Annotated in this window: 10 protein-coding genes; 6 read left to right on the forward strand and 4 right to left on the reverse strand. The window is 67.0% G+C overall.

All coding sequences use genetic code 11. From position 1 onward, the window contains the following. Positions 1-6: 6 nt before the first annotated feature. Genes EDF57_RS06260 through EDF57_RS06275 form a run of 4 tightly spaced genes read right to left on the reverse strand, consistent with a single transcriptional unit; the run spans position 7 to position 6,091 of the window. A complete protein-coding gene (locus EDF57_RS06260; protein WP_166675189.1) occupies positions 7-1,470 on the reverse strand; it encodes a sulfatase-like hydrolase/transferase in 1,464 nt (487 codons plus the stop codon). Beyond that, positions 1,470-2,894 carry a sulfatase-like hydrolase/transferase gene (locus EDF57_RS06265; protein ID WP_134093502.1) on the reverse strand — a complete coding sequence of 475 codons (1,425 nt, stop codon included), beginning with the start codon at positions 2,892-2,894 and terminating at the stop codon, positions 1,470-1,472. Before EDF57_RS06265 ends, EDF57_RS06260 begins: the two co-directional genes overlap by 1 nt. After that, complete coding sequence (locus EDF57_RS06270) at positions 2,891-4,669, reverse strand: arylsulfatase (protein WP_243840909.1); 1,779 nt, start codon at positions 4,667-4,669, stop codon at positions 2,891-2,893. Before EDF57_RS06270 ends, EDF57_RS06265 begins: the two co-directional genes overlap by 4 nt. 54 nt (positions 4,670-4,723) lie before the next feature. After that, the gene (locus tag EDF57_RS06275) at positions 4,724-6,091 is read right to left on the reverse strand and encodes an MFS transporter (protein WP_243840910.1); all 1,368 of its coding nucleotides are present in this window, start codon (positions 6,089-6,091) and stop codon (positions 4,724-4,726) included. Between the two features lie 362 nt (positions 6,092-6,453). Between EDF57_RS06275 and EDF57_RS06280 the strand changes: the two genes are divergently transcribed. From EDF57_RS06280 to maiA, 6 genes are read left to right on the forward strand one after another with little or no spacing between them, the layout of a single operon-like run. Further along, a complete protein-coding gene (locus EDF57_RS06280) occupies positions 6,454-8,835 on the forward strand; it encodes a TonB-dependent receptor (RefSeq protein WP_134093503.1) in 2,382 nt (793 codons plus the stop codon). Between the two features lie 53 nt (positions 8,836-8,888). Further along, positions 8,889-10,235: a sulfatase gene (locus tag EDF57_RS06285; protein WP_243840911.1), complete on the forward strand. Its 1,347-nt coding sequence runs from the start codon at positions 8,889-8,891 to the stop codon at positions 10,233-10,235. After that, complete coding sequence (locus EDF57_RS06290; protein ID WP_134093504.1) at positions 10,228-11,925, forward strand: glycoside hydrolase family 3 N-terminal domain-containing protein; 1,698 nt, start codon at positions 10,228-10,230, stop codon at positions 11,923-11,925. The genes EDF57_RS06285 and EDF57_RS06290 overlap by 8 nt, the downstream gene beginning before the upstream one ends. A 22-nt stretch (positions 11,926-11,947) precedes the next feature. Beyond that, on the forward strand, positions 11,948-12,997 hold the full coding sequence (gene gtdA / locus EDF57_RS06295) for a gentisate 1,2-dioxygenase (RefSeq protein WP_134093734.1): 1,050 nt from the start codon (positions 11,948-11,950) through the stop codon (positions 12,995-12,997). After that, positions 12,994-13,692, forward strand: coding sequence for a fumarylacetoacetate hydrolase family protein (locus EDF57_RS06300; protein WP_132267344.1), 699 nt, complete (start codon positions 12,994-12,996; stop codon positions 13,690-13,692). Before gtdA ends, EDF57_RS06300 begins: the two co-directional genes overlap by 4 nt. Further along, positions 13,685-14,323, forward strand: a complete 639-nt coding sequence (gene maiA / locus EDF57_RS06305; protein WP_134093505.1) for a maleylacetoacetate isomerase — start codon at positions 13,685-13,687, stop codon at positions 14,321-14,323. Before EDF57_RS06300 ends, maiA begins: the two co-directional genes overlap by 8 nt. Positions 14,324-14,398 lie beyond the last annotated feature (75 nt).

The raw sequence follows: 14,398 nt of genomic DNA on the forward strand, positions 1-14,398 counted from the left end.
TCCTCGTCAGTAGACCCATTCGGTCTCGCGACCGTTGACGGTGGTCTTGCGGGTGAAGTGAAGTTTCCAGCGCGGATCGGGCAGGCCCGCGCGGAAACGCTCGATTTCGGCGGAGAGATCGGCCGCGCCTGCAGGGTCGGCGGCGGAGAGGTCGTTCATCTCGGCCGGGTCGCGGTTCAGGTCGTAGAGGTGGGAGGTCTTCCAGTCGTGCGAGACCCAGAGCTTGCGGGCGCCGCGCCGGGCGGCATAGACCGGCTCCTGCCCCCAGACCAGCAGACGGTCGGAATCGGGATGGCGGGCGGTTTCCACCAGGTCGCGTCCGTCCAGTTCGGCGGGCAGGGGGCTGCGGGGGGATGCCGCGCGGAGCACGGTGGCGGCGATGTCCACCGAGGAGACCGGGCTGTCGCTGATCCCCTGCGGCTTCAGACCCGCGGGCCAGGACAGCACGAAAGGCACGCGCACGCCGCCTTCGAGATAAGTAAACTTCCCCGAGCCCCAGGGATGGTCCGGGTTGCAGAAGCCGAAGCGGGTAGGGCAGCCGTTGTCGGAGAGAAACACGACTATGGTATTGTCGCGTAGCCCACGCGATTCAAGACTGTCGAGAATACGGCCGATGCCATCGTCCATCGCCGCGATCATGGCGATGTAGGTGCGGCGCACCGGATCTTTCACTTGCGGGAAGCGATCGTAATAGGCCTGTGGAACCTGCAACGGCCAATGCGGCGCGTTATAGGCGACATAGGTGAAGAAGGGGTGGTCCCGGTCCCCGGCGGAACGGTCGATGAAGTCCACGGCCCGGTCGGTGATCTGGTCGGTCAGGTAGCGGGTGAAGTCGTCGGCAGGCCTGGCCTCCGGGCCTTCGACCATGGCGTGATGGCCGGTGCGCGGGGTGATCGGGTACTTGTCCGCCTTGGTGGGCGTGGTGACGATGCCCGGCGTCTTCGGATCGACGTAGTTGGTTTCGCCCGCGATGAAGCCGAAGAATTCGTCGAAGCCGCGTTCGGTGGGATAGAACTGTCGCTCCGCGCCCTGGTGCCATTTGCCGAAGGCGGCCGTGCGGTAGCCCAGCGGCTTCAGACGCTCTGCCAGGGTCTTCTGGTCGACGGGCAGTCCCGCGCCTTCATCGCCTTCGTCGTTGATGTTGTAAGTGAAGCCGAAGCGCTGCGGCATTCGTCCGGTCAGCAGCCCCGCGCGGCTGACCGCGCAGACCGAGGCGGTGACATAGCCGCTGGAGAAGGCCACGCCGGTCTTCGCGATCCGGTCTATGTTCGGCGTCGGCACGTCGGCGCGGCCGTAGGTGGAGACATCCGCCCAGTCGAGATCGTCAGCCAGGATGACGACGACGTTGGGGCGTCCGGCGGCGGCAGGTCGTTGCGCCGAGGCAGTGTGCGTCGGTACGGTGTTCGTCGTGCAGCCGGACAGGCCGAGCAGGCATGTACCCGCCAGCATTGCGGAAACGAGCGCACGCATCATTCTTCTCCTCCCGGCGTCCTGCCGCAACCGGCGACGGTGGCGGGCTGGCCGGGATCGACGGATGGCTGCCCTTCGCACCAGGGATAGCGCGTGGGATCGAGCGGGCCGTCGTGGGTATCGGCCAGAACCTTGCGCAGGGCCGCGTAATGGCGCGCGGCCTCGCCCTTGCGCTGGGCGGCGGGCACTTCGGTCTCGACGCCGGAAACCGGGGCCATCGCCACGAAGCGACCGTCTCCGTAAAGCTTCCACCGGGCGTCGAAAGCGAAGCGCTCCGGCTGGAACACCCACATCGGCGCATAGTGCATGAAGATCGCACTGCGCGCGGCGCTCGCCTTGCCTGCGATGACCGGCCACTGGCTCACGCCGTCGACCTTGCCCGCAAGAGCAGGCTGTCCGGCCATGTCGGCGAACGTGGGCAGCAGGTCGGTGAAATCGACCAGCGCCTCGCTCGCCTTGCCCTTGGGGACGCCGGGACCCCAGGCGATGAAGGGGACGTGCGTGCCGTTGATCGTGGTCGCCCCCTTGCCGCCGCGCACCGCATGGCCATCGCGCATGGAGGTGATCTGGCGGTTGGTGCCGTTGTCTCCGGTGAAGATGACGATAGTGTTCCGGTCCAGCCCCTCCGCCTTGAGGTGCGCCATCAGGTCTCCCACCAGCCGGTCCATGTAGGACACCATGCCGTTGAAGCGGCTGGCAGCCCCTTCGGCGGTCATCGAATCCGGGGTCTGCACCCAGGGATTGTGGACCAGGACCATCGGGTAATAGAGGAAGAACGGCTTGTCCTTGTGGCGCGAGATGAAGTCCAGCGCCTTCCTGCTGTCGAAATCGGGGCCGAAGCCTTCCTCGCTGATCTTCGGCGTGCCGTTGGCGGCGCGGGTCGGCCCCCAGTAGCGCGAGCCCTTGGACGTCAGCGCCTGGAGCTGCCACAAGTAGCTCTCGTCGAACCCGGCAGCCTCGGGCGTGATGCCGGTGCGGCCGTCGAAGCCGTTGCCCATGAGCTGCCATTTGCCGACGATGCCGGTGACGTAGCCCGCCTCCTTCATGACATTGCCGAAGGTGCGCTGGCCGGGGGCGAGGTAGCCGAAGGCCTCGTAATTGCGCCAGTTCTCCTGCCCGGTCATCAGCCGCACGCGCGAGGGCGAGCAGAGCGGCATGGCGTGGGCATTGTCGAAACGGGTGCCTTCGGCGGCGAGCCGGTCGACATGGGGCGTGTGGTATTCGCCGCCATAGGCATTGATGCCTTCCACGCCGAAGTCGTCGGCCAGGATCAGGATGATGTTGGGCGGGCCGGACGTGCGCGCAGCCGGAGCGGGGGCGCTGGCAGGAGCCACAGCCGGTACGGCGGCGAGGGCGGGCGGAATGCCGCCGATCATGGTGCTCAGGGCGAGCGCGGCGAGTGCCGGGGCAAACCGCGCCTTCACTTTGGTTCCTCCCCGGCGGGGGCAGCCGTGCGGTCGCCGCTGCCGTCGAACATCTCGCGGTAGCGGAAGGGCTTGGGCGCCTCGGCCAGCGGCGGATCGGAATATTTGCGCGCCTCCGACCACCAGAGCGCCTGGAGTTCCTTGAGCTTGGCGGGCATCGCGGCGGCCAGGTCGTGGTTTTCCGCCGGGTCCGCCTCGGTATCGAAGAGCTGCCAGACGTCCTTGGCGAAATCGCCGTCGCGCGGGTGGACCGCCAGGGCCCGCCACTTGCCCTGGGTGATGGCCCGGTTGCCGCGCAGTTCGAAATACTGGACGGTGCGGGCGGCAGGTGCGGATGCATTGGCGATCGTCGGCAGGATCGACTTGCCCGCCACCGCGATTTCCGCGCGCCCTGCGAGCGCCTTGGGGAAGGCGGTGCCGGCCGCAGCGGCCAGGGTGGGGGCGATGTCCACTGCGTCTACGTACTGGCTGCGGACCTGCCCGCCGTCGTGGATGCGGCCGGGCCAGCTCACCACCATCGGCGTGCGCACGCCGCCCAGTTGCGGCCAGATCTTGTAGCGCTTGTACGGGGTGGAACCGAGATAGGCCCAGGGGCGCTGGTATTCGCTCTGCGTCTTGTCCGTGCCGAGTTCGTCGAGGCGGGCCAGCATCTCCTCGGGGGTCAGGGTATTGGGCCGGTACATCCGGTCGAACGAACCCTTCTGCCCGGCTTCCGAAGCCGCGCCATTGTCCGAGACCAGGATGATGAGCGTGTTGTCGAACTGCCCGGTGTCCTTGAGGTGCTGGACCAGCCGTCCGATCTGTTCGTCGGCATGGGTGATGAAGCCGGCGTAAGTGGCCATGAAGCGAGCGAAGACGGTCTTCTCCGTAGGCGTCAGGTCCGCCCAGGCGCGGTCGCCGTCGGCACGGGGGGACAATTCCGCCTGGGGCGGCATGATGCCCATCAGCTTCTGGCGCGCCAGACGGTCGTGCCGCAGGGCGTCCCAGCCCTTTTCATAGATCCCGGCGTAAGCGTCGATATAGGCCTTGGGCACCTGGATCGGCGCATGGGCGGCGCCGAAGGCGAGGTAGACGAACTGCGGCTGCGCCGGGTTCGCAGAGAGCGCCTTGATCGCGTGGTCGGTGATGTCGACCGAGAAGTGGTAACCGGGCCGGTCGGGCTTGGGGAGCGTGCGGTTCCCCTCGATCAGGTCCGGGTGGTACTGGTCGGACCAGCCCAGGAAGAAGCCGTAGAAATCGTCGAAGCCGCGCTGGAGCGGCCAGGAGCCGTTATGTCCGGGCGAGCCGTCCTCGTCCTCGGGGGCGAGGTGCCACTTGCCGTAGCCATGGGTGGCGTAGCCGGCGCGGTGAAGTACCTGGGCGATGGTGCTGGCGTTCTGCGGCAGCTCGCCCCGGTCGCGCGTCATGTCCGCGGGATTGAGCACTTTGGCGGGCAGGTCAGCCATGCGCACGGTCTGCGGGTTGCGCCCGGTCAGCAGCGCGGCGCGGGTGGGGGAGCAGACCGCCTTGGTGTCGAAGTGGTTGTAGCGCAGCCCGCCTGCTGCAAGCGCATCGATGTTGGGCGTGCGGATTTCCGAACCGAAGGCGCCGATGTCCGAGAAGCCGGTATCGTCGAGCACGATCAGCACGATATTGGGGCGCGTCTGGGCCGAAGTCGGGGCCGGGGCGGCTGCGGATGCCGGTGCCTTGGCAAGCCCCGGCTGCGACGCGAGCGATCCGGCGACGATCAGGGCGGCGGTACAGGCCAGGCGAGTCATGCGATTCAGCTTCGGCATTGGGTTCCTCATCCTGTTGTTCCGGCGCCCGGCGTCCTATGCGTGAAAGCAGTCTCAGGCCCTGGCGGCAATCGGGTCGGCGAGCGGGTCGGCTGTAGGGGCAGCGATGGCGCGGCCGTAGCCCCTCAGGCCCAGCAGCAGGGCCGCCACCGAAAGGGGCGAAGCCACGGCGCAGACGATGGTGATGGCGTTGGGCAGGGCGGCGGGATCGCCGTACCAATAGTCGGTGACCAGCGCGATCGCGAAGGGGCCGCCGGCGGCGCCGATCAGGTTCACCATCAGCATGTAACCCGCCGATATCGACGCGCGCATCCGGTTCGGGGTGATCTCCTGAAGCGCGGCCAGGCCGCCGCCGAAGTTGAACCCGGCCAGGAAGTTCATCGCGCCGATCAGTGCCAGCGAGAGCGACGCATGGGCCGCCTGCGGGAAAAGCGTGGTGACCGGGATCAGCGCCACGAAGCCGAACAGGGCGACCAGCAGGTTGGCGCGCTCGAACCCGCGGCGGCGCAGGGCGGCTGCGGCGAACCCGCCTGCCAGCGTGCCGCTGACGCCGCAGACTGCGGTAATGAGGCCGTAAATGCCGCCGATCTCTGCAGTCGTCAGCCCGTATTTGCGTTCGAGGAAAGCGGGGATCCAGGCACCGGTGGCGTTGCCCACCAGGATCATCAGGGCAAAGCCGCAGCTTATGCCGAGGTAGGCCTGCCAATGGCGCACGACATGGGCGGCCAGTTCGGAGAAGGGCGGGCTTGCCGCAGCGGCGGTGCCGTTGAGGCCCATGCGGACAGGCTCGCGCACCAGCAGCATGGCGCCGGAAAGCACGATGCCGGGAATGCCGAGCATCAGGAACACCAGGTGCCAGCCTTTCACCGCGCCGATCACCGGCAGCAGGACCACGCTGCCCGGAGGCACGACGCTGGCCAGGAAACCGCCCAGCATGAGGGCAGCGGCGCCGCCGACGTAGATGCCCATCTGATAGACACCCATGGCCGCGGCGAGGCGCTCCTTGGGGAAATAGTCGGCCAGGATCGAATAGGCGGCGGGGCTGAGGCCGCCTTCACCGGCACCGACGCCGATCCGGGCCACGAACAGCGTTCCGAAACTGCGCGCAAAGCCGCAAAGGGCGGTGGCGATGCTCCAGATGAACACGGCGCCCGCCACGATGTTGCGGCGGTTTGCCCGGTCCGCCAGCCGTGCGACGGGAATCCCGACCAGCACGTAGAACATCGTGAAGCTGAGGCCGTAGAGCAGGCTCATCGCCGTGTCGGAGGCCTGGAGGTCTTCCTTGATCGGCTGGACGAGGAGGGCGAGCGCCTGGCGGTCCACGAAGGCCAGCGTGTTCGCCGCTGCCAGCATTCCGGCAGCGAACCACGCCCGTTTCGGCGAAGGCCACTGGCGGCCGTCGCTTTCGCACTGTTCCCTCACGATCCCCTCCACTTGGTATGGCCTGTCTTTCTCAGCGGCCGATATTTAACGCTAAAACAGCAAGTGTATCCGAAGATGTCAACCGGGTAATTGCGCAGCTCCCTGATGAAGGCCGAGCTTGCTGTTGCACGAAGGACACGCCCCGCTGCTCGTCGTATCGGTCGCCGGACAGCAATGCACGGAAACGCGCCGCTTTCGCGCCAGCCACAGAGAAATGTCGATATTAGCGGTAAAATAAATCGTTGACACCGGCCGGGCGGTTGGAGTTTAGCGTTACATGAATCAGGTGATTCGAACCCGGCGCGAATGTCCAGAAGTCCTGGGCAGCAAAGATGCCGGGAACCCAAGTGGAGGGGAAAAGCATGTCTCTGAAGACCATTTTTGGTGCGTCTACCGTTTCCGTCACCGCGCTCGGCGCCGCCATCATGTGGGCCGCACCCGCCATGGCGCAGGATGCCGCCGCGCCTGACGGCACGATGCCCGGCGATATCGTCGTTACCGCGCAGAAGCGCGCCGAGCGCCTCCAGGACGTGCCGCTGGCCGTCACTGCGGTGAGCGCCGACATGCTGGCTGCGCGCCAGATCAACGACACCACCTCGCTGGTCACCGCCATTCCCTCGCTCTCGTTCCAGCAGGGCGCCAACCCCACCAACACCAGCTTCCGCATTCGCGGCATCGGCACGGCCCTGTTCGGCCAGGGCGTCGAATCCTCGGTCTCGGTGGTTGTCGACGGCGTCGTCGCGGTGCGCTCGGCCCAGGGCTTCTCCGAACTGGCCGACATCGAGCGCATCGAAGTCCTGCGCGGCCCGCAGGGCACGCTGTTCGGCAAGAACGCATCCGCCGGCGTCATCAGCGTGACCACTGCGCGCCCGTCCGACACGTTCGAGGGCAAGGGCGAAATCACCATCGCCGAGCATAACGAATATCGCGCGCGCGGCACCGTGTCCGGCCCCATCACCGACACCCTGCGCGCCCGTGTCTCCGGCTTCTACAGCGACGTCCAGGGCGTGACGCGCAACATCGGCACTGACAAGTGGGTCAACGGCTCCAAGAGCTGGGGCGTGCGCGGCAAGCTGGAATGGGAAGCCACGCCCAACCTCACTTTCCTGCTCGCCGGCGAATATAAGAAGACCGACGCGGATTGCTGCGCCTCGACGCTGATCTCCATCGTCAACCCGGTGCTGCAGCAGGTCGTCGGCCCGATCGATGCCAGCCGCAAGAACCGCACGATCAACGAAGACACCGACACTTACGCCAACAGCAAGTCGCAGACCTATTCGCTGCAGGCCGACTGGGACCTCGGCGCCGCGTCGATCACCTCGATCACGGCCTACCAGAAGTACGATCTGGAAGTGAACCAGCCGATCGACCGCATCAACGCCACTTCGCCGCTCTATCTGGGTACGGCCGCTTTCGCGCCCTATACCTTCTGGAACCAGAACCACGGCATCGTCGACCTGAGCGCCTGGTCGCAGGAACTGCGCATCGCCAATAACGGCAAGTCGGACCTCAATTACGTCGTCGGTGCCTTCTACATGCACAGCGACATCCTGCGTCCCTTCGACCGCCGCCGTGCCCGCTGCACCGCCGGCATCGTCGGCCAGCCTTGCGCCACCACCAATATCGTGTGGCAGTCCGCCGAGAGCCGCATCCGCCTGAAGCAGGACAGCATCGCCGCCTTCGGCCAGGCCGACTATCTCATCGTCGGCGGGCTTCGCGCCATCGGCGGCATCCGCGTCCAGTACGAAAAGGGCACCAATAGCGGCACCCGCACCGCCCCGATCGTCGCCGGAGACATGGTGTTCCCGGGCAATGCCAGCACCAGCGGCAGCTTCTCGGCCCACGACACCGCCGTTACCGGCAAGGCCGGCCTGCAATACGAATTCAACCGCAATGCGCAGGTCTATGCGACGTATACCCGCGGCTACAAGGGCCTGGGCTACGAGATGGAAATCTCGGCCAACCTTGCCAACCAGTCCGCGATCCAGCCCGAGCACGTCAACGCCTATGAAATCGGCTTCAAGGGCAGCACGTCCGACCGTACGCTGACCTTCTCGGCCGCGCTGTTCCAGGCGGACTATTCGAACCTGCAGGTCCAGGCCAACCGTTCCGATCCGACCACCGGCGTCATCCAGTTCGTGACCACCAATGCCGGTTCGTCGCGCAGCCGCGGCTTCGAAATCGAAGCGACGATGCGTCCCTCGGACTCGTTCTCGGTCAATGCCGGCGTCACGTATGCGCAGTCGCGCATCAATATCGACGGCCTGAACTGCCCGCTGCAGCTGCAGGCTGCCGCACCGGTGATGACCGGCACGCCGATCAACGTGTGCTACCGCACCGCCCCCGGCGCGACCCCGCAGCAGAACCTGCGCGATCGTCCGCTCCAGGCGAGCCCCGACTGGCGCATCACCCTGTCGCCGCGCTACGACTACGAAGGCGACAAGTTCAGCGCCTTCGCACAGCTGGGCGTGAACTTCACCAGCGCGCAGTACTTCACCTCGGAACTCGATCCGCTGACGCGCCAGCCGTCCTACACGCTGGTCGATGCCACGGTCGGCGTTGCCACGCCGGACAAGCGCTACAGCCTCTCGGTCTTCGTGAAGAACCTGTTCGACACCAACTACCTGACCAGCATCGGCCACAACTCGCTGATGTCCACCACGGCCAATCCCTACGATCTGGTCGGCACCTACAACAAGGACTCCAGCCGCTACTTCGGTGCGACCTTCGGCGCCCGTTTCTGAGACCCACCTTGGGCCGGGCGCCAGCGCCCGGCCGCTTCTTGAAGGATCGCGCCTTGGATCGACGCAAATTCCTAGCCTCCAGCGCCGCCGCCGCGGCAGCCTGTTCGGCGCCGGCCGCCATGGCCGCGGGGAAGCGCCGCCCGCGCAACGTCGTCGTGATCCTCTGCGACGATCTCGGCTACGGCGATCTCGGCATGACCGGCGCCCGCGGCATCGCCACGCCGAACATCGACGCCATGGCCCGCGAAGGGCTGACCTTCTCCGAATTCTATGCTGCCGCCAACTTGTGCACGCCCTCCCGCGCGGGGCTGCTCACCGGCCGCTATCCCGTGCGGACCGGCCTTGGCGACAAGGTCATCCTCTACAACGACGACCGCGTGCTGCCGAAATCCGAAGTGACCATAGCCGAGGCGCTCAAGCCCGCCGGCTATGCGACCGGCCTGTTCGGCAAGTGGCACCTCGGCCATCGCGGACCGGACTGGCTGCCCACGCACCACGGCTTCGACCGCTTCGTGGGCATCCCCTATAGCCACGACATGAGCCCCCTGGTGCTGGTGCGCGCCGAGGCCGGGCGCGAGGCCGTGCAGGCGCCTGTCGAGATCACGCCGCTCCAGCAGATCTTCTGCGAGGAGGCCGAGAAATTCATCACCGAGAACGCCGCAAGGCCGTTCTTCGTGGAACTGGCGCTCAGCGCGCCGCACTTGCCCTGCCGCCCGCCCGCACCCTTCGCGGGTCGCTCGAACGCGGGAGCTTACGGCGATTCCGTGGAGGAAGTGGACGACAAGGTCGGCCGCATCCTCGCCCTGCTGCGCAAGCTGAAGATCGACCGCGAGACGCTGGTGCTGTTCACCTCCGACAATGGACCCTGGTACGAAGGGTCGAGCGGCCCCTTGCGCCAGCGCAAGGGCGGCGGCGGCTACGACGGTGCCAGCAAGGTGCCGCTGATCGCCTGGTGCCCCGGTTCGATCTCCGCTTCCGGCCACAGCGATGCGATCGCCATGGCCATCGACTTTCTTCCCACCTGCTGCGCGCTCGCCGGCGTCGCCCTCCCCGACGCGGAACTGGACGGAAAGGACATTTCCCCCGTCCTGTTCGGCGGTGCGCAGCAGTCTCCCCATGAGGAACTTGTCCTGTTCAACAATGAAGACCCGGTGGCGATCCGCACGCAGCGCTGGAAATACGTCTCCGGCGACTACTTCCTGGCCGGCTTCCGGCCCACCGATCCCAAGTACCCGCAGCTCTACGACCTGAACGCCGACCCGGCCGAGAACTACAGCGTGGCCGACCGCCACCCGGATGTCCTTGCCGACATGCGCGGCCGTCTTGCTGCTGCCCGCACCCGCTTCGCGCCGTTCAAGCGCGGCCCGGTGGCCGTGACTTCGGGAACTTTCCATGACTGATTTTGCCCCCGCTTCCCTCGACACCGTCGATCCCCTCGCCATCGATGCCAAGGCCCAGGCCTGGGTGGAGCGCACCCGCGACGCGATGAGCACCGAGGAGAAGATCGGCCAGCTCTTCGTCTTCTCCACCTCGCAGGACAGCCGCGAGGAACTGGCGCCGCTGCTTGCGCTGAAGCCCGGCGGCATCAACCGCTTCCCCCGGCGCGACCTTGCCGCCTTCCGTGAGGCGACGATGTTCACGGTCGAAAGCGCTAGCGTGCCGCCGATCTTCACCGGCGACATCGAGGGCGGCACCATCAGCTATCCCTTCGCCACTGCCGTGCCCAACATCATGGGCTTGGCCTCCTGCGACGATCTGGCCACGACCGAGGCAGTCGCCCGCCTCGTCGCGCGCGAGAGCAGGGTGCTGGGCTACGACTGGTCGTTCGGCCCGGTGGTGGACATCAACGAGGCGTTCCGCAGCGCCATCGTGGGCACCCGTTCCTTTGGCTCCGACCCTCAGCGGGTGCTGGCGCAAGCCGGCGCCTATGCCCGCGTCCTTCAGGAAGAGGGCGTGGCTGCCTGCCTCAAGCATTGGCCGGGCGACGGTTTCGACGAGCGCGACCAGCACCTCGTCACCAGCGTCAACCCGCTCTCGGTGGAGGAATGGCATGCGCTTTACGGCCGCATCTACGGAACCCTGATCCGGGCCGGGGTCATGACGGTGATGTCCGCGCATATCGCCTTCCCCGCCTATATCCGTTCGCGCCTGCCCGATGCCGGCAGGGAAGCCTTCCAGCCTGCGACCGTCTCGCGCCTGCTCAACCAGGACCTGCTGCGCGGGGAACTGGGCTTCAAGGGCCTCATCATCTCCGACGCCACCGGCATGGGCGGGCTGACGGGCTGGATGGAGCGCGCCGAGACGGTGCCCACCGTGATCGAGAACGGCTGCGACATCTTCCTGTTCAGCCGCGCGCCCGAGCGGGACTACGGCTTCATGCTGGACGGTCTGCGCAAGGGCCTGCTGTCCGAAGCCCGGCTGGAGGAGGCGGTCACGCGCATCCTCACGCTCAAGGCGAAGCTGGGGCTGCACTTGCGCGAACCTTCGGAGCGGCTCATGCCGCTGGCCGAGATGCAGGCGGCGCTTCAGGCCCCCGCAGACCTCGAAACGGCGCGCGCCGCGGCGGGGCAGAGCGTCACCCTGGTCAAGGACGTGCAGGACCTGCTGCCGCTCGATCCCGTGAAGCACCGCCGGGTCGTGGTGATCGAGGAGGAAGGCTTCAGCTTCTGGGACGGCTCGCTCGATCGCGGCTACGGCCCTGTGTTTGCCGAGCTGGAACAGCGCGGTTTCGAGGTGCGCAGGTTCGATCCCGAGGCGATGCCCTCGCGTGAGGACACCGACCTCGTCCTCTATCTGGTCGGGCAGGAAGCCACGCCCAGCGCCTCGCGCATCTTCCTCGATTTCGCGAAGCTGCATGGCAACAACCGCAAGGCGATGACGCAGTACTCGCGAGAAATCCCCACACTGATGGTCTCCTTCGGCCAGCCCTATTACCTGTTCGATGCACCGCACATGCAGACTTGCGTGAACGCCTATAGCGCGATCGAACCGGTGCAGCGCGAAACGGTCCGGCGTCTCACCGGAGAGGCACCGTTCACCGGCGTCAGCCCGGTCGATCCGTTCTGCGGCCTCGAACAGCTCAAGTGGTGAGGACGGTATGAACCAAGGCGAGATGACTCGGGGCGCCAACGACCAGCGCTCGCAGCTTGAAGCGCTCTATGCAGCGATGGCGCCGCAGGGGCTCCAGCCCTTGTGGGAGAGCCTTCATGCACTGGTCCTCACGGAACCCCGCTCGCCCGCCAGGCCCTGGCGCTGGGACTATGCGGAGACCCGCAGCTTCCTGATGCGGGCCGGCGACATCATCAGTGCCGAGCAGGCCGAGCGCCGGGTGCTCATCATGGAGAACCCCGGACTGGCGGGTCAGGCGGCGATCACGCCCAGCCTCTACGCCGGGCTCCAGCTGATCCTGCCGGGCGAAGTGGCGCCCTGCCACCGCCATGCGCAGAACGCGCTGCGCTTCGTCATGGAAGGCAGCGGTGCCTTCACCGCGCTCGACGGCGAGAAGGCGGTGATGGAGCAGTTCGACCTGGTGCTGACGCCTGCCTACCAGTGGCACGATCACGGCAATGACGGCGATGCCCCGATGATCTGGCTTGACGGCCTGGACATCCCGACCGTGCGCCTGTTCGATGCCAGCTTTGCCGAGCGCCTCGGCTCTGCGGCCCATCCCGAGACGGCCGCGCCGGGCGACACCTTGGCGCGCTACGGCCACAACATGCGCCCGATGCGCGGCAGCGCGGCGGACCGGCGACCGGCAGGACGACCGCTGTTCCACTATCCTTATGCCGACTGGCGGCCGGCGCTCCAGTCGCTGGCGACCGCCGGCCAAATCGACCCGCACTTCGGCCACGCTCTGGAATTCACCAATCCGGCCGACGGCGGCCCGGTGCTCTCCACCATCTCCGCCCATGTCCGGCTGCTGCCCGCAGGCTTCGAGAGCCGCACCCGCCAGGCGACGGACGGCACCGTCTTCGTCGTCTGCGAAGGTACGGGCGAACTGCGGCTGGGCGAGGAAACCATCGCCCTGAAGCCCAGGGACGTGGTGGTGGTGCCCTCCTGGGTGCCGCACCGCTTCCTCGCGGCGACCGAGCTGGTCCTGTTCGCCTATTCCGACAAGGCTTCGCAAGTGAAGCTCGATCTCTACCGGGAGTTCAACCATTGACCTATCTGTTCGACCCGCTGCCGCCCGTCCTTGCGAAGACCAGCGACGGTCACGACTATCCGGTCCGCCGGGTGTTCTGCATCGGCCGCAACTATGCCGACCACGCCAAGGAAATGGGCGTCGAGGTTGACCGCGAGGCGCCGTTCTACTTCACCAAGTGGGCGGAGACCGTGATCCCCAGCGGGTCGGTCATGGCTTACCCGCCGTCGACGGCGAACTTTCATTACGAGGCCGAACTGGTCGTCGCCATCGGCAAGGGCGGGCGCAGCATCGCCGCGGCCGACGCCCTGGACCACGTCTACGGGTATGCCACTGGGCTCGACATGACCCGTCGCGATCTCCAGCTGGAAGCGCGGGCCAAGGGCCGCCCCTGGGATGCGGGCAAGAACGTGGAGGAATCCTCTCCGCTCGGCCTGATCCATCCGATCGCCGAAACCGGCCCGCTGAACGAAGGCGCGATCCGCCTGACGGTCAACGGCGAAGTCAGGCAGGAGGCAGACCTTGCCGAGCTGATCCACCCGGTTGCGGATCTCATCGCCTTCCTCTCGAACGCCTACCGCCTGGAGCCGGGCGACCTGATCTACACCGGCACGCCCGCCGGCGTGGGCGCGGTGGTGCCGGGCGACGAGATCGTCATCTCGGTGGCCGGTCTCAGCGATACCGTGGTGAAGGTGGGGCCGCCGGCCGGTGCCTGACCCGCTGGTCCTCCACACGTTCTGGCGGTCGTCCTCTTCGTGGCGCGTGCGCATCGCGCTCGCGCTCAAGGGGCTGGACTGGAGCGGGCACACTTACCGTCTGCGGGCGGGAGAACAGCGAACGCCCGAATATCTCCGGCTCAACCCGCAGGGCCTCGTACCCAGCCTGGAAGTCGGTGGTGCGGTGCTGACGCAGAGTCTCGCCATCTGCGAGTATCTCGACGAGATCCGGCCCGATCCGGCGCTGCTTCCGGCCGATCCGCTGGAACGCGCGAAAGTCCGCGCCGCGGCCCAATTGATCGCCTGCGAAGTGCATCCCCTCCAGAACCTCAAGGTGCTCGACATGCTGCGCGCGCGCGGACTGGACGAGGAATCCGTGACCGGGTGGGCGCGCGAAGTGATCGAGACCGGGCTGGAAGCCTTCTCCGCGACGATTGCGGCGAACGAAGGCCCTTATTGCTTCGGCGCGCAAGTCACGCTGGCCGACATCTGCCTCGTGCCGCAGCTCGGCAATGCGCGGCGCTTCGGCGCGCGGTTCGACTTCCCGAGGATTGCGGAAGTGGAAGCCGCCTGCAACGCCCTGCCGGCATTTCAGGTTGCCGTCCCGTCCCGTCAGCCGGACGCGGAGTAGTATCGATACCTTGGGGCGACCGCTCGACCTCCTCCTCCCGAGCCGGTTGCCCATGCGGCGGTGGACGCAAGTCCG

Source organism: Novosphingobium sp. PhB55, from assembly GCF_004368805.1.
Taxonomy (GTDB): Bacteria; Pseudomonadota; Alphaproteobacteria; order Sphingomonadales; family Sphingomonadaceae; genus Novosphingobium.

Coding starts and splice junctions, on each gene's coding strand:
- EDF57_RS06280 (WP_134093503.1), top strand. CDS start 6,454: ATGTCTCTGAAGACCATTTTTGGTGCGTCTACCGTTTCCGTCACCGCG.
- gtdA (WP_134093734.1), top strand. CDS start 11,948: ATGACTCGGGGCGCCAACGACCAGCGCTCGCAGCTTGAAGCGCTCTAT.
- EDF57_RS06260 (WP_166675189.1), bottom strand. CDS start 1,470: ATGCGTGCGCTCGTTTCCGCAATGCTGGCGGGTACATGCCTGCTCGGC.
- EDF57_RS06290 (WP_134093504.1), top strand. CDS start 10,228: ATGACTGATTTTGCCCCCGCTTCCCTCGACACCGTCGATCCCCTCGCC.
- EDF57_RS06270 (WP_243840909.1), bottom strand. CDS start 4,669: ATGCCGAAGCTGAATCGCATGACTCGCCTGGCCTGTACCGCCGCCCTG.